Below are 19,140 nucleotides of genomic sequence, written 5' to 3'. Positions count from 1 at the left end.
GGCAGTTGAAACGGGCAGGGCAGGGCCGAGGCGGTGTGTTTCATGTGAAACATGTCTTCGACCAATGATTCCGGGAGGCCGCTACAACCTTGGTGTGGGGTCGACAATCAGCAGCAGCGAAAATCTTCAGCCTCATCAGGTGTCCTGGTTGATCAATAACACATCAGTTATTGCTGTTATTCGTGTGTGCATTGGTGTCTCGCGTAGCGGCGCTCATAGGGTCGAACGATGGGCGATCTGCTGGAGGCAGGTCGCGGCGATCCGATTCCCCGCACGGAGACAGGCATGGGCAAGGGCAGTATCAGCACGCTTGAAAAGATCGGCTTTGGCATGGGCGACGCCGGCAATAACATGACCTTTGCCGCCGTTGTGATGTATCTGTCGTATTTCTATACCGACGTCTACGGCATCTCGCCGGCCGTGGTCGGCACCATCTTTTTGTCGATGCGCGTCGTGGATGCCGTCACCGACCCGCTCATGGGCGCCATTGCCGACCGTACCCGTAGCCGCTGGGGCCGCTTTCGCCCCTGGATTCTGTTTATTCCGGTGCCGCTGGCGATCGCCTGCGTACTGATGTTCACCACCCCGGACTGGTCGGATCAGGGCAAAATCATTTACGCCTTTGTCACCTATGGGGCGATGTCGTTGCTGTACACAGCCGTCAACATCCCCTACTGCGCATTGGGCGGTGTGATCACCGATGACCACCGCGAGCGGGTGTCGTGCCAGTCGTGGCGCTTCGTGCTGGTGGGCGTGGCCTATCTGATTCTCAACAGCGGTCTGCTGCCGCTGGTGGAATGGATCGGTGACGGCGACGAGGCGCGGGGCTTTCAGATCGCGATGGGGCTGATGTGCGTGATTGCGCTGTTCATGTTCGGGTTCTGCTTTGCCACCGTGCGCGAGCGCGTTACGCCGCCGGCACAGAACAGCCGCAACCCCTGGCGGGATCTGCGCACCCTGGCGGCCAACCCCAAGTGGCGCATCATCCTGAGCATTACCTTTTTGCAGGCCCTGCAGTTCTTTCTGCGTCAGGGGGCGGCCGTGTACTACGCCGACTGGGTGCTGGGCCTCGGCGCCACCGGTATCTCGATTTTCGTGACGCTGGGCGTGGTGGGCAAGATGGCCGGCACGGCCCTGTCCCCCCTGATTACCGGGAGAGTCAGCAAGCGCCAGGTGTTCATGGCCAGCACGGCGCTGCTGATTCTGGCCTCGATAGGGCTGTTTGTGGTGCCGGGCAGCCTGCTGGTGGTCGCCACGACGGTCTTTGTGCTGGTCAACTTCTTCCACGGCATCGGCACGCCGATCTCCTGGGCGCTGATGGCTGACGCCGAGGATTACGGCGAATGGCGTCACCGTCACCGCCTGACCGGGGTCTCCTTTGCCGGCAATCTCTTCTTTCTCAAGCTGGGGCTGGCGTTTGGCGGCGGCCTGATCGGCTTTCTGCTCTCCTGGGGTGGCTATGACGCCGACCTCGAACAGCAGGGCAGCTCGGCGCTGCTGGCGATTACCTTGATGCTGACCCTGATTCCTGCCGCCATCTGCGTGGCGATGAATGTCGCCATCTGGGCCTTCGGACTGGGGGATGCGGACATGGATCGCATTCGCCGTGACCTGCAGGCGCGCAGCGAGGATCGCGAGTACGCACCATCACAAGACGAGGAGGGCGCTTCAAACGGCCCCGCACCCCGCCCCTCGTGAAATCGATCGGGCACGCTCCGGGCCATGACCATGGCCCGGGGCAGCCAAATAGTGCGGTTCCGAGCGGTCAAAACGCGTAAGATGCCTGCCCGTTTACGCTTCCAACAGGACAATCGAATGTCAGCACTGCCCCATTGCCCCGCCTGCGACGCCGACTACACCTACGAAGATGGCGCCATGTTCGTCTGCCCCATGTGCGGCCATGAATGGGCGCAGTCCGGTGACGACGCCGCCTCTTCCGCCGAAGACAGCCGTGACATCCGTGATGCCCACGGCAATGTGCTGATCGATGGCGACACCATCACGGTGATCAAGGATCTCAAGATCAAGGGCTCGTCACAGGTGGTGAAGGTTGGCACGCGAGTGAAAAATATCCGCCTGGTCGACGGCGATCATGACATCGACTGCAAAATCGACGGCATCGGCGCGATGAAGCTCAAGTCGGAGTTCGTCAAAAAGGCCTGACAGGGTATCGAATTTTCGTCCTGTCGTTCGGCACACCGGGATCGAAAGTCGGATGTTTCACGTGAAACACGGCATATTCAGTGACTGTCGATTTGCGTCACGCTCGGGGGAGCCTGCAATTTTGCCGTCAGCCATGCCTGCACAATCCGGGTCGCTGTCTGGTCTCGGATATGTCGGGCACGATAGAGGGACATGCCCTCCGGTAGATGAACGCGCTGTCGGCTCGGGCGTACCAGAGTGTTATTGGCCAGTAGCTCGTCCAGACCACCGGCCCAACCCAGCCCTATCCCCTGACCGGCCATCACGGCCTGTAACATGACCGGGTAGCTGTCAAAACAGTTGCCTTCCGGGATGGCTGGTGTCTTGCCCAGCGCGGCAAACCATTCATGCCAGCCCATCCAGTTGTCCTGTAGCTCCTCCCTGAAATGCAGCAGCGGCAGCGCGAGAAGGTCCTCGATATCCAGCGACGCTTCAGCGGCCAGCGCCGGGCTGCAGATGGGAAAGACCGTATCCGGGACCGACAGTATCGGCTGCAGCAGACCACTGGGACGGCCGGTGCACTGCAGGGCGAGATCGAAACGTTCTTCGGCCCGGCTCAGCGGCTGGCTGGAAGCGTTGAGTCGTATGGTGATGTCAGGGTGATTTGATCTGAATTCGGCAAGCCGGGGCACCAGCCAGTACATGGCGACATACAGCTCCGTGAACAGCACGACCTCTCGCTGTCCCTGCTGATGACGCAACCGGCTGGTACAGCCGGCAATCTCCTCAAGACCTGATGTCACGGCAGCCGCCAGCGTATTTCCTGCCCTGGTCAGTCGTACTTCACGATAATGACGTTCGAATAGCGCCACGCCCATATTCTCTTCCAGCGCCCTGATCTGGCGGCTGATAGCGGCCTGCGTCAGGCACAGCTCTTCGGCTGCCTTCTTGAAGCTGCCCAGTCGGGCGGCAGCTTCAAAGGGCAGCAGGGTTGCCATGGGTGGCAGCTCACTGCGTAGTCGGCTCATGTTCGCTTGATCCCGGGTCAAGTGAGTCGTACCAGACATCGTGTGAAGACTGGTCATGCACGTGGAACACTTTACGTCATCACCGCTTCCCTGGAGATTTCTGCGTGCATAACCTCTTCCGATGTCATGTTGATAACGTCCTGGCGATCGCCATGATCATTCTCTCGGCACTGGCCATTTCGCTCAGCGATGCGCTGATCAAGCTGAACAGTGCTGATACCAGTATCGGGCAGCTTTATGTGTTGCGAAGCCTTTTTGCGCTTCCACTCTTGCTGTTGATCATGATGGCGAGGGGACATTGCCAACGACCTGAAGGACTCGGCTGGCTGATATGCCGCAGCCTGTTGATGGCCGTCATGTGGGCGATGGTTTATGCCGCGCTGCCGGCCCTGAGCCTGTCGGTAGTGGCGGCTGGCGTATATACCTTCCCACTTTTCATGGCCCTGTTTATGGCCTGTTCCCGAAAGGGTCGCTGGAGTCCAAGAACCCTGTTGGCCGTTCTAACAGGCTTTGGCGGTGTACTGGTAATGCTGCGCCCGGGTGTCGAGCGTGTGTCTTGGCAGATGCTGCTGCCGCTAAGTGCTGCTGCCTGTTATGCCTTGGCGGCGTTGGTCACGCGTTATCGCTGTCGGCAGGAACATGCTCTGATGCTCTCGTTGGGACTGAACCTTGCCTTCCTCCTGACAGGGCTTGGCATGCTGTTGTTGTTTAACTGGTGGCCGCTTCAGGCGGATCTGGTTGCGCGGCATGCCTTCATTTTCTCCGGCTGGCACGCCACGAATATCTCGCATTGGGTGCTGGCGGCTGCCCTTGGGGGATTAATCGTGATTGCCAGTATCACCATGGCGCTGGCCTATCAGCGCGGCCAGCCATTGGTGATCGCCACCTTTGATTACAGCTATCTGGTTTTTGTCGTGCTCTGGGGTGTCGTTCTGTTGGGTGAGCATCCCGATTTTTTTACGCTCACGGGTATGCTGCTGATCATGGGCGCCGGGCTTCTGACGCTGCTGCCGGCACGAGCCCGCCGACAAGGTACCCGAGGATGACGCCGCGCGCATGGGCCGTATAATGCGCGCTCTTATGCCTTTCATTTATTGAAGGGCGTTTTTTTATGGCAACCGGTAGCAGAGCGTCATGAGCAACATGTCATCCGACGGCCCGGAGATTCCCGAGCCCCGCGGCACGTCCCGCGATTTCAAGCGCAGCATGCAGTCGCGTCACCTGGTGATGCTGTCACTGGGCGGCGTGATCGGCACCGGCCTCTTTCTGAGTTCGGGCTATACCGTCAATCAGGCCGGCCCCATGGGGGCGATCCTCGCCTACCTGATCGGCGGGGTAGTGGTTTATCTGGTGATGATGTGTCTGGGCGAGCTGTCCGTGCACATGCCCGAAACCGGCGCCTTCAGCGCCCATGCCACGCGCTATATCGGCCCCGGCACCGGCTACACGGTGGCCTGGCTCTACTGGCTGACCTGGACGGTGGCGCTGGGCTCGGAGTTCACCGCCTCCGGGCTTTTGATGGCGAAGTGGTTCCCAGACGTGCCGATCTGGATCTGGAGCGCGCTCTTTGCCCTGATTGTCTTTCTGACCAACGCCTTTACACCGAAGATCTTTGCCGAGACCGAGTTCTGGCTCTCGCTGATCAAGGTGGCGACCGTGGTGATCTTCATCATCGTGGGGGCGGCGGCGATTTTCGGTCTTGCCGGGCCGGAAGGCCAGCCGGCACCGATGTTTCATAACCTCACCCGAGAAGGGTTCTTTCCTACCGGCATCATGCCGATTCTGGTCACCATGCTGGCGGTGAGCTTTGCCTTCTCCGGCACCGAGCTGATCGGCATTGCGGCCGGGGAGACCGAAGACCCGGAGAAGAACGTGCCGCGCGCCATTCGCGCCACGCTGTGGCGGCTGGTGGTCTTTTTTGTCGGCACCATCGTGGTGATCGCCGCCATGCTGCCGCGCGAGCAGGCGGGTCTGGTTGAAAGCCCGTTCGTCACCGTCTTTGCCATGACCGGCATCCCGCACGCCGGTGACATCATGAACTTCGTCATCATCACGGCGCTGCTGTCGGCGGCCAATTCGGGGCTTTATGCGGCCTCGCGCATGCTGTGGTCGCTGGGCGAGCAGCGCACCCTGCCGTCGGTCTTTGCCCGCGTGACCCGCGGCGGCATTCCGCTCAATGCGCTGTTGTTCAGCATGCTCGGCGGGCTTCTGGCGCTGCTTTCGAGTGCCTTCGCGCCGGACACGCTCTATCTGGTGCTGGTGTCGATCTCGGGCTTTGCCGTGGTGGCGGTGTGGATGAGCATTGCCGTGAGCCAGATGTGCTTTCGCCGCCAGTTCGTGCGTGGCGGCGGCGATCCGGCCACGCTCGGCTACCGGACACCGTTCTATCCCTGGGTGCCGCTGGGGGCCTTTGTCGCCTGCCTTCTGTGCTTTGTCGGCATCGCCTTTGACCCCACTCAACGCATCGCTCTGTATTGCGGCATTCCCTTTATTGGCCTGTGCTATCTGGCGTTTTATCTGACCGACCCGCGCCGCAAGGGTGCCCCCACTTCCCGTGTTCAGGAGAGACCATGACCCCCGCTACCAACCCCATCGCTGACGCCCTGGCTGCTCATCCGCTGTTGATCGTCGATGGGGCGCTGGCCACCGAGCTGGAAGCGCGCGGCTGCGATCTCAACGACAGCCTCTGGTCGGCGCGCGTACTGGCCGAGAGCCCCGAGCTGATTCGCCAGGTGCATCTGGACTATTTCAGGGCCGGCGCTGATATCGCCATCACTTCCAGCTATCAGGCCACTATCGAGGGCTACATGGCACGCGGCATGAGCGAGAGCAAGGCGCTGGAGCTGATCACCCGCTCGGTGCGCCTTGCCGCGCAGGCGCGCGACGATTTCTGGGGCGAGGCAAATCATGAGGGCCGGCCAAAGCCGCTGGTCGCCGCCTCGGTCGGGCCCTACGGGGCGTATCTGGCCGACGGTTCGGAGTATCGCGGCCACTACAATATCGATGAGGCGGGTCTGGTGGCGTTTCACCGCGCCCGCATGGCCGCGCTGGTGGCCGCCGGCGCCGATGTGCTGGCCTGTGAAACCATGCCGTCGCTGACCGAGGCAAAAGCGCTGGTGACCGTGCTGCGTGAATTCCCCGATATGAGCGCCTGGATCACCTTTACCGCGCAAGACGGCGAGCACATCAGCGAAGGCACGCCGATTGCCGAGTGCGCCCGCTGGCTCAATGACCAGCCCCAGATTGCCGCGCTGGGGGTGAACTGCACGGCCCTTGAGCACATTCCTTCCTTGCTGGAACAGATGGCCAACGCCACCGACAAGCCCCTGATCGTCTATCCCAACTCGGGGGAAACCTATGACGCCACCAGCAGGACCTGGCAGGGGTGTGGCATCTCGCACGGTGCCGGTTTCGGCGAGCAGGCCGCGCAATGGTACGCCCGCGGGGCACGTCTGATCGGTGGCTGCTGTCGCACCACGCCCGAGGATATCCGGGCGATTGCGGCCTTTCGCGCCGAACTTTGAATACCCGCCGTTTTAAATGATGATGACAGCCCGTCCCCTGGACGGGCATTTTTTGCCTGTCGTCCCAGTACCTTGCCGCAGGACGGCGGCAAAGGGGCTACGCTTTGGGCAAGCGTACCGAATCCAGGTTTGATCAGGAGTAATCATCATGAAGTCATATCGCGTGCTGGCCCTTTTACCGCTGGCAGCCCTTCTCAGCGCCTGTGGCGATGCTCGGGAAGCCAGCGAGAGCAACTTCCGCTCGGCGCTGCAGGATGATGTCGGCAACATGGGCCCGGCCATCTGTCTGGAGGCGCCGGCACCGCGCCTGCCGTTCGTGATGGACAAGCGCGCCGTCAGTCAGAACCCCGACATGGCCGATCGCGCCAAACGTGCCAATGCGCTGGTGGAGGCCGGCATGCTGGAGCGTGAAGACTTAAGCGACGGGCGCCAGCGCTACGAGCTCACCGATGACGGACGCGACAGCTATGCCCGCGCCCATGGGCTCGAGCAGGGCGGGTTCTGCTTCGGCAAGGTGCGCATTGAAGGGGTCGATAGCTTCACGCCGGCCCAAGCCATCGAGGGCGGCTACACCGTCTCCCACGTACGCTACAGCTACAAGGTTCGCGATATTCCGAGCTGGGCCGAGGAAGACAGCCTGCGCAAGGCCTACAAGGGTGGGCTCGAAAGTCTCGAGGATACTCAGCACAAGCGCGCCATGATGATTCTGACCAACCAGGGGTGGCAGACCGAACGCCGCTTCGCGCAGTAATCACGACGCTTGGGTAAAAAAGCGCATCAAAAAAGGCGACTTTTGGGGGTCGCCTTTTTCATGCCGGGACAGTGAGGAACAGCGCTTGAGCTCAGCCCTGCCAGCCGGTGGCCTGGGCCACGATCAAAAGCACCACGGCAATCCCGACCCACATGCCGAACAGCGGCAGGAAAAAGCGCACCCACTTCTGCCAGGGCACGCCCGCCAGAGCGAGCGTGGCCATGAAATAGCCCGAGGTGGGATAGAGGATATTGCCGATGCCGTCGCCGAGTTGATAGGCCAGCACCGCAGTCTGGCGGGTCACGCCGATCACATCGGACAGCGGCGCCATGATCGGCATGGTCACCAGCGCCTGACCGCTGCCCGAGGGCACCACGAAGTTAAAGCCGAGCTGGGCCAGATACATGCCCAGCGCCGACAGCGCCGTGGGCAGCCCGCCGACCAGATGGCCCAGAGAGTACACCATGGTGTCGAGCACCTGACCATCTTCAAGCACCACCGCCACGGCGCGCGCAATGCCGGCGATCATGGCGCCCATCAGCACGTCGCGAAAGCCTTCGTTGAAGCCCTCGCAGATCTCATCGATTTTGAGCCCTGCCACCAGACCGGCGACAATCCCCATGACGATAAAGAGCCCGGCCATTTCCGACATGAACCAGCCGCGCCCCAGCACGCCGTAGACCAGCATGCCAAAGAGACCCAGCGTCACCGCGATGCAGAGTTTCTGGCGGCCGGTGGCCGGCGCGGCAACCTCGTTGAGGGCGTGCTGATAGCGCGTGCGCTTTTGCTGCTCGTCCGCGTCGTCATGCATCAGACTCGCCTCGGGATTGTCGCGCACACGCCGGGCGTAGCGAATCACCCAGAACACCGCGACCGTCAGCATCAGCACCAGCGCCAACAGGCGTAGGCCGAAACCCGAGTAGAGCGGCAGGTTGGCCAGCTGCTGGGCCAGCCCCGTGTTGATCGGGTTGATGACCCCGGCGGCAAAGCCCGCCGTGGTGGCACACAGCGCGATGGCAGCGGCCGTAACCGAGTCAAAGCGCAGCGCGATCAGAAGCGGCAAAATCACCGGCACATAGACCAGTGACAGCTCCTGGGTGCCAATGATCGTGGCCAGCACCGCAAAGAGCACCATTAATACCGGGATGACCCACAGGCTGCGCCCGGCAAAGTGGCGAGTCAGATGATCGACCCCCAGCTCGATGATGCCGGTACGGCGCAGCACGGCAAACATGCCGCCGATCAGCAGGGTAAAGAACACCACCTCTCCGGCACCGAGCAGTCCACGCGGGATGGCCAGCAACAGCTCGGTCGGCCCGGCCGGGCTGGCTGGTACCCAGTGAAAGGAGTCGGCATCGATGGTGGTACGCCCGTCGGGGCCGGGCACGGTGTCGTAGGCGCCGGCCGGAATCAGCCAGGTGGCCAGGCCCGCCAGCAGGATGAAGATGAAAAGAATGGCGTAAATATGGGGAATCTGAAACGAACGTTTCTCTGGCGCACGTCCTGATGGGTTCGGGGAGGAATCCTGTGACATGGTGTCGGGCTCGTTGTTGTTGATTGGACGTCGGGCCAGCCGTAAAGGGCTGCGCCCGCGTCCTGATCGTTGCACAACGGGCCATCATACGAAAGTCGGGATGGTTGGCGGCAGGTGGCCCCGCCGCCGGTTGGAAGGGTTACGACTCTTTCTGCTCGTCCAGCCAGGGCTGCTGCAGAATCCGGTCCACATCGTTAAAGCGCGCGGCGGCAGTGCGCTGCTGATGCCAGTAGGGGTAGATCAGCGGGGCACGTCCGGCCTTTTCGATGGCGCGAATCTCGTCATCGGCGAGTTTGAGTTCGGCGCCGGCAAGATTGTCCTCGAGCTGCTCGTCCTTGCGCGCGCCGATCACGGCGGTGGTGACCCCGCGTCGGCCCAGGATCCACGACAGCGCCACCCGGGCGGCGGAAACGCCGTGGGCATCGCCCACTTCCACCAGGGTGTCGATGAGGTTGTAGAGCTGCTCCTCGTCGCGAATGGGCGGCTCGGTCCAGCCCTGGCTGAAGCGGGTGCCATCCGGGTTCTTCTGGCCGCGACGATACTTGCCCGACAGCAGACCGCCGGCCAGCGGGCTCCAGATCATGGTGCCCAGCCCCTGATCCACCGCCATCGGCATCAGTTCGTATTCGGCATCACGCGCCTGGGCGGTGTAGTGAATCTGCTGACTGATCGGGCGATGGAAGCCGTGGCGCTCGCACAGCAGCAGCGCCTTCGACATCTGCCAGCCGGTGAAGTTGGAGACACCGTAGTAGCGAATCTTGCCGTCACGGACCAGCTGATCCATGGTGGCCAGCGTCTCTTCCAACGGCGTCAGGCCGTCCCACTCGTGCAGCTGATAGAGATCGATGTAGTCGGTCTGCAGCCGCTCAAGGCTTGAATGAAGCTGGCGCAGGATGTGATGGCGCGACAGGCCGCTGTCGTTGGGACCCTCGCCCATCGGAAAGCGTACCTTGGTGGTCAGCAGCAGATCATCGCGCTGTCCCTTGATCGCCTCGCCGAGGATTTTCTCCGAAGCGCCAGCGGAATACATGTTGGCGGTATCGAAGAAGTTCACCCCGCGATCGATACACATATCGATCTGACGGCGTGCACCCTCGACATCCGTATTGCCAAGACTGGCCATTTTGCCTTCACCGCCGAACGTCATGGTGCCCAGCGTCATGGTCGAAACACGCAGGCCTGACTGGCCCAGATTGCGATATTCCACGAAAACCTCCTTGTGTCCGAAAGTCAGACGACGGCTGCCGCGCATGCGGTGGGCGACAGCTGCCTTTCAGTGTGGACGCCAAAACACTATTTCAGCGAATGCCGAAGTCCCTGTTCCAGAAAGAGGCGCCTACAGCAGGAAGTTGATACCGATCACCAGCAGCAGCGCGGCGAACAGACGCTTTAACAGCGTGGGCGAGAGCCGATGCGCCAGCCGCACGCCCAGCCGCGCCGAGAGCATGCTGGTCAGCGCAATGCCCAGCACGCCCGGCAGGTAGACATAGCCGATGCTCCAGGGTGGCAGCTCGGCATGATTGTGGCCGAACCACATGAACGATAGCGCGCCGGCAATGGCGATTGGCAGGCCGCAGGCGGCCGATGTTCCCACCGCGTGCTGCGCCGGCAGGTTGCGCCACAGCAGAAAGGGCACGGTCAGCGAGCCGCCGCCGATGCCGAAGATCGCCGAGGCCCAGCCGATGAACGTGCCGCCGCCGATCAGCCAGGGTCGCCCGGGTGGCCGGTACTCGGTACCGCCACCCTTCGGGCGCAGGTTGAAGGCGATCTGGATCGCCATGGCGATGGCAAACACCCCGATCACCATCTGCAGATCGTTGCCTGGAATCCATGAAGCGGTCAGCGCCCCCAGCGCGCAACCGACGACAATGCCGATGCTCATCCAGCCCACCAGCGGCCAGCGCGTGGCGCCTTTCTGGTGGTGGCCATGAATCGAGTTGATCGAGGTGAAGATGATGGTGGCTAATGAGGTGCCCACCGCCAGATGGGTCATGACGGCCGGGTCGACCCCCTGCAGGGTAAAGCTGTAGATCAGTACGGGTACGATGATCAGGCCCCCGCCGACGCCAAACAGGCCGGCCAGAATGCCGGCCACGACGCCGAGAGCCATATAGATAAGAAAGATCATGCGACATCCAGAGTCATCATGTGAGCGTCATCATGCGAAGGGGCCGTCCTGGAATGGGGACGGCGTATCAACCAGCATAGCGTCTTCAGGTTAGACGGTAGAGCGTTTGCTGCCGGCCGGTCCATGACTTAATAAAGTGTTACGACATTGGCGCCAGAGCGCTGTCGCGTCCACAGTTGTGATTACTCTCAATCCAGCTTTTGCGCGCGCTCAGCGTCGCCCCTCCCCGGCGGCCGATCTGCGTGCGCTGCATTGATCCGCTGCACACGGAATGCGGCACGTCACCGCACAGGAATGTTCGTCGATGACCAAAAGACAGGTTGCCAACCCTGAACGAGAAGAGGGGTTTGCCCCACTGGGTGACTACGCCGCCATTGGCGAGGGGCGCTCGGTGGCGCTGATCGCCCTTGATGGTGCCATTGACTGGTGGTGCGTTCCGAGCATGGATGACCCGCCGCTATTTGATCGTCTGCTCGAGCCCGAAGTGGGCGGTTACTTCTGCCTCACCCCGCAGGAGGCGTACCGTGTCGAGCGACGCTATCGTGACAACAGCAACGTGCTGGAGACCACCTTCATCACCGACAGCGGCCGGGCAAGGATCACCGAGTCGATCAACAGCAACACCGCCGGGCGTCTGCCCTGGTGTGAGCTGGCCCGGCGCGTGGAAGGGCTCGAAGGCGAAGTGCGCCTCGATATCTATTTTCACGCCGGCACCCGCACTGAAATGGTCAGCCCCTGGCTGCAGAAAACGCCCATGGGCCGGGTCTACAACATCGGCCATCTGATGGCGATGCTGCGCTGCTCCGATGATGTGGAGATCTCGGAATGCTGCGACCGTTACACCCGGGGCACGCTGACCTCGCGCGAAGGACAGCGCTCAATGGTGGCGCTGCTGGCCACCGAGGGGCAGCCGCTGGCGGTGCCCTCGATCGACAGCATCGATGAGCGCATCGAGGTGAGCGACTTTGCCTGGCGAGACTGGGTCGAGAAGCTCGATTTTGACGGCGAGTACTCCGAGTGGGTCTATCGTTCGGCGCTGGCACTGAAGTTTCTGCTCTACTCACCGAGCGGCGCGATCGCCGCGGCCGCGACCACCTCGCTGCCCGAGCGCATCGGCGGCGACAAGAACTATGACTATCGCTACGCCTGGGTGCGTGACGCCTGTCTGATGATCAAGGCGTTTGTGCATGCCGGCGCCATCGAGGAGTCCCAGGCGGCCTTCTCCTGGCTGACCCAGACGATTCGGCGTCACGGCCCGAACATGCGCGTGTGCTACACCCTCAAGGGCGACCTGATTCCCGCCGAGACGCATCCGCTACTGACCGGCTACAAGGGATCAAAACCGGTACGCGTGGGCAACAACGCCCGCGATCAGATCCAGCTGGGGATGTATGGCGACATGCTTGCCACGGCAACGCTGTTTATCGACGCCGGCCACATCATCGATCTCGATACGGCCCGGCTGCTGGGGGATCTGGCCAACCAGTGCGCCGATCGCTGGCGCATTCGCGATGCCGGCATCTGGGAGCTGCCCGGTGAGCAGCAGCACTATACCCACTCCAAGATGGCCTGCTGGCTGGCGCTGACTCATGCGGTCCAGCTGGCCGAGGACGGCCATATCGAGCCGACCTGGAAGGATCGCTGGAAGCGCGAGAAGGAGCGCATCGCCAACTGGATCGAGACGCACTGCTGGTCCGAGGCGCGTGGCGCCTACGTCTTCCACGAAGGCGTGGAAGGGCTCGACGCCGCGCTGTGTCTGACCCACCGCTTCGGCGCCGAGGTCAATCGCGAGCGCATGCTTTCGACCTATCGCGCCATTCGCCAGGAGCTGGGCCGCGGGTCGCTGATCTATCGCTACTCCGGCGTCCACGAGGAAGAGGGGGCCTTTGTCGCCTGCTCCTTCTGGCTGGTCGAGGCGCTGGCAGCACTCGGTGAGAAAGAGGAAGCCCGTGAGTTGATGGAGGAGGCGCTCAAGGCCACCAACGGCAATCTGGGGCTTCTGACCGAGATGGTCGACCCCTCCACCGGCGAGCACCTGGGCAACGTGCCCCAGGGGCTCAGTCATCTGGCGCAGATCTGTGCGGCCAACGCGCTCTCCGGACGCGCGCTGGAGGATGCCCACTACTAGCGCGTCATGCCCGTCATGAACGCCCCCTGCGCCTCGCGGCAGCAGGGGGCGTTTTTTTGATCTCTCGACGTCTTCAAGCCGCCGCGCGGCAGACCGGGACCAGGCGTGCCATGCTTGCCCTGACACCGGGATAACCGACACTGAAGCGGGAGGCAGACGCCATGCTCAAAAAGGGGGTCTTGTGCGCCAACTGCGGCGTCCAGTTTGAAGAAAGTGAGCACTCACCAGCGCGCTGTCCCATCTGTGAAGACGAGCGCGAGTTCGTGCCCGTCCAGGGCCAGCGCTGGACCTCGCCCGAGGCGCTTGTCGCGCAGCATGCCAACGTGTTCGAGCAGCTCACGCCCGGGCTTTTGAGCCTTCGCACCACACCATCGTTCGGCATCGGCCAGCGGGCGCTGCTCCTGCAGACGCCCCACGGCAACGTGCTGTGGGACTGCATCAGCCTGCTCGATGACGCCACGGTTCAGATCATTGAGGGGCTCGGCGGGCTGGCCGCCATCGCGATCTCGCACCCGCACTACTACAGCACCATGGCGAGCTGGGCCGAGGCCTTTGACTGCCCGATAACCCTGCACGGCGATGACCGGGAGTGGGTGATGCAGCCTTCCGAGCGACTATCGTTCTGGCAGGGCGATCGGCTCGAGGTACTGCCGGGCGTGACCCTGCACCGACTGGGCGGCCACTTTCCCGGCGCCTGCGTGCTGCACGACGCCGAGCGGGGGCTGCTGCTGGGCGGCGATACGCTGCTGGTGACGCCGGATCGGCTGGCCTCGTTCATGTGGTCCTGGCCCAACAACATTCCGCTGCCGGCGGCCAGAGTGAAGGCCATGGGCGAGACGCTCGAAACGCTCGAGTTTGATGCCCTCTACTGCGCCTTCAGGGGCAGCGAGATTGTTGAGGGGGCCGGTAAGGCCGTACGGTATTCGGTGGCGCGCTACTGTCGCGCGCTCGAATAACGCTTCAGCGTTCGGGCTCACATGACAACGCCCCCGTACCGGAAACCGGCGCGGGGGCGTGGGTTGTGGCCTGCTCGGGGTTACTCCTGAGGCAAGGCGCGGATCAGTGCGCCATCCCTCTTGTCGGTCAGAATCCACAGCGCGCCGTCCGGTCCCTGATCGACATCGCGTACCCGACCCAGCTCTTCGAGATAGCGCGCCTCACCGGTGACGCGGCCGTCTTCCAGGCTCAGCTGAACAATCCCGCCGGGCTTGAGCGAGGCGATCAGGATATCGTTTTGCCATCCTGCAAACAGCTCGCCGGTATAGAAGGTCATGTCGCCGGGGGCGATGACCGGGTCCCAGTAATAAACCGGCTGTTCCATGCCGTCCTGCTGGGTAATGCCGTCACCGATGGCCGCGCCGGAGTAGTCTTCCCCGTAGGTAATCACCGGCCAGCCGTAGTTGAGTCCCGGCTCGGGACGGTTGAGCTCGTCGCCGCCCTTCGGGCCGTGCTCGATGGTCCAGAGCTCATTGGTTTCGGGATGCAGGGCGGCGCCCTGGAGGTTGCGGTGGCCGTACGACCAGATTTCGTCCAGAGCATCGTCGCGACCCACGAAGGGGTTGTCGTCGGGTGTGCTGCCGTCGGCGTTGACGCGCACGATCTTGCCGATCGTATTGTCCAGCGTCTGGGCCAGCTGGCGTGGCTCGACCAGCGAGCGCTCGCCCAGGGTGATGAAGAGCCGGCCGTTATTGTCCCATATGAGCCTGGAGCCAAAGTGTTTGGTGGACTCCCACCCCGGCTGCTGCTGGAAGATGACCTCGACATCGCTCAGACGCGTGTTGTCCTCGGAGAGGCGGGCGCGGGCCACGGCGGTGCCGTTTTGATCGCCATCGCGCGGCTCGGCGTAGCTCAGATAGACCCGGCGCTCGGTGTCGAAATCGGGGCCGAGACTGACATCCAGCAGGCCGCCCTGGCCTCTGGCATCCATCTCGGGGAGGCCTTCGATCGGCTCGGACATCTCGCCATCCGGCGTAATGAGCCGCAGCCGGCCTGCGCGCTCGGTGACCAGCATGTCGCCGCCGGGCAGAAAGGCGAGTCCCCAGGGGTGTTCAAGGCCGTCGGCGATGATCTGCGTGTCGAGCTCGAGGGTATTGGCAAGCTGCGGGGCGCGGGTCTGATCCTCGAAGGCAGGTGTCTGCGAGGGCGCGTTGGGTGGGCCAACATCGACCGGTTCGGCCATGGCCGTGGGGGCCATCAGAAACGTTGTCAGAAGTGTCAGAGACGGTAACGTGGTACGCATGCCGGGGCCCTCTTGCCGGGATTGAAGGGAGGTGTTCAAAATCGGCTTCAAGCCTTGCACGTTCACTCATGTAATGCCCGTCGGGCCTCAGGCTGGCTTCAAGCGCGGCACAAGGCTTGTTTTTGATCGCCATGCGATGACGCTCGGGTCATGGTAGTGACATGACACCGGGCGTATCATCACCCGCTGATACAGCCAACGATGCCACGAGTGCCGACCATGTCTCCCGAACTCTTCTGGGCCTTTCTGGCCGCCTCGCTCTTGATCAGCATCACGCCCGGCGCAGGCGCCATCAATACCATGTCCAATGGCCTGCGCTATGGCCTCAAACGGACCCTGCCGGCGATTCTCGGGCTGCAGGTGGGGCTGGGCGTGCAGATTCTGGTGGTTGGGGTGGGCCTTGGGGCGCTGCTGGCCTCCTCGGAGCTGGCCTTCATGCTGATCAAGTGGGTGGGGGTGGCCTATCTGATCTATCTGGGCATCAGCAAGTGGCGGGAGACGGCGGTGGATATCGACGCCTCATCAAACGATACCCCTCGCGAGCCGGTGATGAGTCGTTTCTGGAAGAGCGTGCTGGTCAACGTGACCAACCCCAAGGCGACGATTTTCATGATCGCGCTGCTGCCGCAGTTTCTGGATCCGGCGCTGTCGCGCGTCACACAGTTTACCGTCATGGGGATCACCATGATCGGTATCGACATTCTGGTGATGTGCGGCTTTGCCGGGCTTGCCACCCTGGTCGCCCGCTGGCTGCGCTCACCGCGCCAGCAGCGACTGCTCAATCGCCTCTTTGGCGGCCTCTTTGTCTTCGTGGCCGGGCTGCTGGCCACCTGGCGGGCCTGATGCCCTCAGCGGGCCTCACGCCAGGGCATGTCGATCGTTTCAGGGTAAGGGGATGAATTGCCGGGCTGTCGCAGAGGCTGCATCAGCTGGCCCCACCACCGGTCGTGCGCGGGCGTCTTGAAGTTCTTGAGCCCGCCTGTCGGGGTAAAGGTGATTTCACCGAAATAGATGCGACCATCGGTCAGGTAGAGATCCACCCGGGCAAAGTCGAACCCTTCGGAAAGCCTTGTGGCCACCTCGATGGCCTCATCGAGCCGTTTGGGTTTCGGGATTCGCCGCCCGGTGGTGAACCGGTCCTTCACCACCTCGACCAGATTCCAGTTCACGTCATAGTAATCGACGGCAAAGTCGGTGAAGCGGTCCTGCACCACCTCGATATAGATTTCGGGGTCGCGTCGGTCCGGGCGTCGGAAACAGTAGAACTTGAAGTCCATGGGGGGCCGGCCGTATTCATCCAGCAGCAGATCCTCAAACAGCAGGCGGGGCTCGATCTCCCGGTAGTGCGATTCACGGCTCACGGCGTAGTAGTCGGCATTCAGCCAGTGCCGGCCGATGCTGTCCAGCAGCCATAGCGGATACTGCTGCTTGTCCTTTACCAGCAGGTTGAATCCGGAACCATGGTTGCCCTTCATGACAAAGCTTTCCGGCAGCTGTCCGTAGATGGCCGGCGTCATTTCCCGGGTCTGGCCATGGCAGGGAATCAGATACTCGTCACCGACGGTGGCCGCCACGTAGTCGCGTACCGCGTACTTGTCGCTCAGTATCGTATAGACCGGCTCGGGGTCAAAACGCCGGCGGCAGATCTTTTCATTGAAGGTCTGCGGATGGGTCAGATCCGGAAATCTGCCAAACTCGCGCCGATAGACAAACGTGACATACAACCTGTCGTTGATACGCGATGTGAGGGTCCTGCGCGCCTTGCGGACCAGCGCCCGGTATTTGACCCCGGTGGTCCCCGGCTGCTGCTCTGCGGGTTGTTCCTTGTTATCGAGCGATGCTCTCCTCATGCCTCACGCTCCCTTGATGTCAGGAGGAGAAAGGTTTCGTCCTCGCTGGTTGGTTCTTGTTGATGTCATGGGATGTATTTCTTTTATCGATAACCTTGCTGGAAAAAACATGGCTTCGGCTTAAGATGGCCTGAAGAGCTGTTCCGGAAAGCTGGTGGGCGGGCCTCGTGCAGGTGATTTGCCTTGTTTGTTATCGGGTGAGTGGTTTGTCGTGAATCGATTCGTGAGGACGTCCGTGGTGTAGACATGAAAACCCGACGGCAAGCGTCGGGTGGTGAAAGGGCGTGATCGACAGATAGGCCTTAAAAACGCGTGCCTTGACCGGAGCCATTACGGGTGGCTTTTCTTTTCTGTCGCCATCGGGCAAGCATCGGGGCACAAAGGGTCAGAAGCGTCAGGGCAAAAAATGCCAGAGCAATGGGGCGGGTGAACATCAACAGCCAGTTGCCGTCATACATGGCCACGCTCTGATCCAGCCGCTGTTCCACCATGGCGCCCAGTACCAGGCCGATGGCCAGCGATACCACCGAAAAGCCGTAGCGCTGCATCAGAAAGCCGACCAGCCCGAAGGCCAGCGTAATGTAGATATCAAACACCGACTGGCGAATGGCGTAGGCGCCGAGTACCGAGAACATGAACACCAGCGGCCACAGGATCGGCACCGGCATCTGAGTGATGCGGGCATAGATCTTCGCACCTCCCAGCCCTACGCCGATGAACAGGATGTTGCCCAGCAACAGCGCGGCAAAAAGCGCGCTTAAAAGATTGGTCTGCTCGGTAAAAAGGGTAGGCCCCGGCTGGACGCCCTGGGCCAGCAGGCCGGCAAGAATGATGGCGGCGGTAGGGCTGCCGGGAATGCCAAGCGCCAGAGTGGGAACCAGTGAGCCGCCAACGGCCGAGTTGTTGGCCGCTTCGGAGGCCGCCACCCCTTCGATGGATCCGTGACCGAACTCCTCCCTGTTTTTGGAGGTGCGCCGCGCTTCGTTGTAACTGATCATCGAGGCGATGGTGGCGCCTTCGGCCGGCAGTACGCCGATAAAGGTACCGATGCCGGTAGAACGCAGTACGGTATTTCTGATGCGTCGAATGTCCGCCCAGCACGGCAGTCGTGTTGCCTTCATGCCGATGACTTCGCGCTTGAGGCCCAGCTCGGTGGACTGGCGCAGAAATTCCGCAATGCCGAACAGGCCGATCATGACCGGTACGAAACCGATGCCGTCATAGAGCGCGTCGCTGCTAAAGGTGTAGCGTTCGATGCCCGTGGCCAGATGGACCCCGACCGTTGCGATCAGCACGCCCATCGCACCGGCGATCAGGTTCTTGGCCGGTGATCCGCCCCCGATGGTGGCCAGCATCGACAGCCCAAAGATGGTCAGCGCAAAGTACTCGGGCGGACCAAACTGATAGGCGATGCCTGCCAGCAGCGGGGCAGCAAACAGCAGAAAGAGCACGCTGATCACGCCCCCGAAACTTGAGGACAGTGTTGCAATGCCGATGGCCCGGCCTGCTTCACCCCTGCGGGCCAGTGGATAGCCGTCCAGGCAGGTGGTGGCCGAGGCGGAGGTTCCGGGGGTATTGATCAGTATTGCCGTGATACAGCCGGCAAACGTTGAAGAGCCATAAATGGTGGCCAGCACCACGACCGCCGAAATGGGGTCCATGGTCAGAGTGAAGGGCAATACCAGCGCCGCGCCGGTGGTGCCGCTGAGCCCCGGCAGTACGCCGATCACGGTCCCCACCAGGGTAGTGATCACGATCAGCATGAGCAGATCGGGATTGGCCAGCGCGCCAAATCCGGAGAGAATCAGGTCCATGG

Annotated in this window: 16 protein-coding genes; 9 read left to right on the top strand and 7 right to left on the bottom strand. The window is 62.2% G+C overall.

From position 1 onward, the window contains the following. The first annotated feature begins 228 nt into the window (after positions 1-228). Positions 229-1,698, top strand: a complete 1,470-nt coding sequence (locus tag C8D72_RS15825) for a glycoside-pentoside-hexuronide (GPH):cation symporter (protein WP_211308868.1) — start codon at positions 229-231, stop codon at positions 1,696-1,698. Between the two features lie 117 nt (positions 1,699-1,815). Next, a complete protein-coding gene (locus tag C8D72_RS15820; RefSeq protein WP_115855404.1) occupies positions 1,816-2,163 on the top strand; it encodes a zinc ribbon domain-containing protein YjdM in 348 nt (115 codons plus the stop codon). A 77-nt stretch (positions 2,164-2,240) separates the two neighbouring features. Here the strand turns inward: C8D72_RS15820 and C8D72_RS15815 are convergent, their stop codons facing one another. Next, on the bottom strand, positions 2,241-3,170 hold the full coding sequence (locus tag C8D72_RS15815; RefSeq protein WP_170140625.1) for a LysR substrate-binding domain-containing protein: 930 nt from the start codon (positions 3,168-3,170) through the stop codon (positions 2,241-2,243). Positions 3,171-3,274: 104 nt separating this feature from the next. On the opposite strand from C8D72_RS15815, the gene C8D72_RS15810 reads away from it, so the two are divergent. From C8D72_RS15810 to C8D72_RS15795, 4 genes are all read left to right on the top strand, one after another. Continuing rightward, on the top strand, positions 3,275-4,216 hold the full coding sequence (locus C8D72_RS15810; RefSeq protein ID WP_147301554.1) for a DMT family transporter: 942 nt from the start codon (positions 3,275-3,277) through the stop codon (positions 4,214-4,216). Between the two features lie 88 nt (positions 4,217-4,304). Next, positions 4,305-5,744: an amino acid permease gene (locus C8D72_RS15805; RefSeq protein ID WP_245955298.1), complete on the top strand. Its 1,440-nt coding sequence runs from the start codon at positions 4,305-4,307 to the stop codon at positions 5,742-5,744. Then, on the top strand, positions 5,741-6,694 hold the full coding sequence (gene mmuM, locus C8D72_RS15800) for a homocysteine S-methyltransferase (protein ID WP_115855401.1): 954 nt from the start codon (positions 5,741-5,743) through the stop codon (positions 6,692-6,694). Before C8D72_RS15805 ends, mmuM begins: the two co-directional genes overlap by 4 nt. A 148-nt stretch (positions 6,695-6,842) precedes the next feature. After that, positions 6,843-7,445 carry a hypothetical protein gene (locus C8D72_RS15795; protein WP_115855400.1) on the top strand — a complete coding sequence of 201 codons (603 nt, stop codon included), beginning with the start codon at positions 6,843-6,845 and terminating at the stop codon, positions 7,443-7,445. Between the two features lie 91 nt (positions 7,446-7,536). Here C8D72_RS15795 and C8D72_RS15790 read toward each other — a convergent pair whose 3' ends face one another. The 3 genes from C8D72_RS15790 to C8D72_RS15780 form a co-directional block, all read right to left on the bottom strand. Then, the gene (locus C8D72_RS15790) at positions 7,537-8,979 is read right to left on the bottom strand and encodes a YfcC family protein (protein WP_115855399.1); all 1,443 of its coding nucleotides are present in this window, start codon (positions 8,977-8,979) and stop codon (positions 7,537-7,539) included. 139 nt (positions 8,980-9,118) lie between these two features. Then, positions 9,119-10,186 carry an aldo/keto reductase gene (locus C8D72_RS15785; protein WP_115855442.1) on the bottom strand — a complete coding sequence of 356 codons (1,068 nt, stop codon included), beginning with the start codon at positions 10,184-10,186 and terminating at the stop codon, positions 9,119-9,121. A gap of 129 nt (positions 10,187-10,315) precedes the next feature. Then, positions 10,316-11,107: a sulfite exporter TauE/SafE family protein gene (locus C8D72_RS15780; RefSeq protein ID WP_115855398.1), complete on the bottom strand. Its 792-nt coding sequence runs from the start codon at positions 11,105-11,107 to the stop codon at positions 10,316-10,318. 304 nt (positions 11,108-11,411) lie between these two features. Here C8D72_RS15780 and C8D72_RS15775 point away from each other — a divergent pair, with 304 nt between their 5' ends. Further along, a complete protein-coding gene (locus tag C8D72_RS15775; RefSeq protein WP_115855397.1) occupies positions 11,412-13,235 on the top strand; it encodes a glycoside hydrolase family 15 protein in 1,824 nt (607 codons plus the stop codon). 161 nt (positions 13,236-13,396) lie between these two features. Beyond that, positions 13,397-14,191: an MBL fold metallo-hydrolase gene (locus C8D72_RS15770; RefSeq protein ID WP_211308867.1), complete on the top strand. Its 795-nt coding sequence runs from the start codon at positions 13,397-13,399 to the stop codon at positions 14,189-14,191. Positions 14,192-14,271: 80 nt separating this feature from the next. On the opposite strand, the gene C8D72_RS15765 is transcribed toward C8D72_RS15770, so the two are convergent. Continuing rightward, positions 14,272-15,474 (bottom strand): PQQ-dependent sugar dehydrogenase, encoded by a 1,203-nt coding sequence (locus tag C8D72_RS15765; RefSeq protein WP_115855396.1) that lies wholly within the window; start codon positions 15,472-15,474, stop codon positions 14,272-14,274. A gap of 219 nt (positions 15,475-15,693) precedes the next feature. Here C8D72_RS15765 and rhtB point away from each other — a divergent pair, with 219 nt between their 5' ends. Continuing rightward, positions 15,694-16,317, top strand: coding sequence for a homoserine/homoserine lactone efflux protein (gene rhtB / locus C8D72_RS15760; RefSeq protein ID WP_115855395.1), 624 nt, complete (start codon positions 15,694-15,696; stop codon positions 16,315-16,317). Between the two features lie 5 nt (positions 16,318-16,322). On the opposite strand, the gene C8D72_RS15755 is transcribed toward rhtB, so the two are convergent. Continuing rightward, positions 16,323-17,324 (bottom strand): ATP-grasp fold amidoligase family protein, encoded by a 1,002-nt coding sequence (locus C8D72_RS15755; protein ID WP_115855394.1) that lies wholly within the window; start codon positions 17,322-17,324, stop codon positions 16,323-16,325. Between the two features lie 302 nt (positions 17,325-17,626). After that, positions 17,627-19,138, bottom strand: a complete 1,512-nt coding sequence (locus C8D72_RS15750; RefSeq protein ID WP_115855393.1) for a tripartite tricarboxylate transporter permease — start codon at positions 19,136-19,138, stop codon at positions 17,627-17,629. Between the last annotated feature and the right edge of the window lie 2 nt (positions 19,139-19,140).

The sequence above is a fragment of the Kushneria indalinina DSM 14324 genome (assembly GCF_003385845.1).
In the GTDB taxonomy this organism is placed as follows: domain Bacteria; phylum Pseudomonadota; class Gammaproteobacteria; order Pseudomonadales; family Halomonadaceae; genus Kushneria; species Kushneria indalinina.
This window is presented reverse-complemented; position numbering and strand designations above follow the sequence as displayed.

Excerpts from the sequence above, each read along its gene's own strand:
- C8D72_RS15825 (WP_211308868.1), top strand. The coding sequence starts at position 229 with ATGGGCGATCTGCTGGAGGCAGGTCGCGGCGATCCGATTCCCCGCACG.
- C8D72_RS15820 (WP_115855404.1), top strand. The coding sequence starts at position 1,816 with ATGTCAGCACTGCCCCATTGCCCCGCCTGCGACGCCGACTACACCTAC.
- C8D72_RS15815 (WP_170140625.1), bottom strand. The coding sequence starts at position 3,170 with ATGAGCCGACTACGCAGTGAGCTGCCACCCATGGCAACCCTGCTGCCC.
- C8D72_RS15805 (WP_245955298.1), top strand. The coding sequence starts at position 4,305 with ATGAGCAACATGTCATCCGACGGCCCGGAGATTCCCGAGCCCCGCGGC.
- mmuM (WP_115855401.1), top strand. The coding sequence starts at position 5,741 with ATGACCCCCGCTACCAACCCCATCGCTGACGCCCTGGCTGCTCATCCG.
- C8D72_RS15795 (WP_115855400.1), top strand. The coding sequence starts at position 6,843 with ATGAAGTCATATCGCGTGCTGGCCCTTTTACCGCTGGCAGCCCTTCTC.
- C8D72_RS15790 (WP_115855399.1), bottom strand. The coding sequence starts at position 8,979 with ATGTCACAGGATTCCTCCCCGAACCCATCAGGACGTGCGCCAGAGAAA.
- C8D72_RS15780 (WP_115855398.1), bottom strand. The coding sequence starts at position 11,107 with ATGATCTTTCTTATCTATATGGCTCTCGGCGTCGTGGCCGGCATTCTG.
- C8D72_RS15775 (WP_115855397.1), top strand. The coding sequence starts at position 11,412 with ATGACCAAAAGACAGGTTGCCAACCCTGAACGAGAAGAGGGGTTTGCC.
- C8D72_RS15770 (WP_211308867.1), top strand. The coding sequence starts at position 13,397 with ATGCTCAAAAAGGGGGTCTTGTGCGCCAACTGCGGCGTCCAGTTTGAA.
- C8D72_RS15765 (WP_115855396.1), bottom strand. The coding sequence starts at position 15,474 with ATGCGTACCACGTTACCGTCTCTGACACTTCTGACAACGTTTCTGATG.
- rhtB (WP_115855395.1), top strand. The coding sequence starts at position 15,694 with ATGTCTCCCGAACTCTTCTGGGCCTTTCTGGCCGCCTCGCTCTTGATC.
- C8D72_RS15755 (WP_115855394.1), bottom strand. The coding sequence starts at position 17,324 with ATGAGGAGAGCATCGCTCGATAACAAGGAACAACCCGCAGAGCAGCAG.
- C8D72_RS15750 (WP_115855393.1), bottom strand. The coding sequence starts at position 19,138 with ATGGACCTGATTCTCTCCGGATTTGGCGCGCTGGCCAATCCCGATCTG.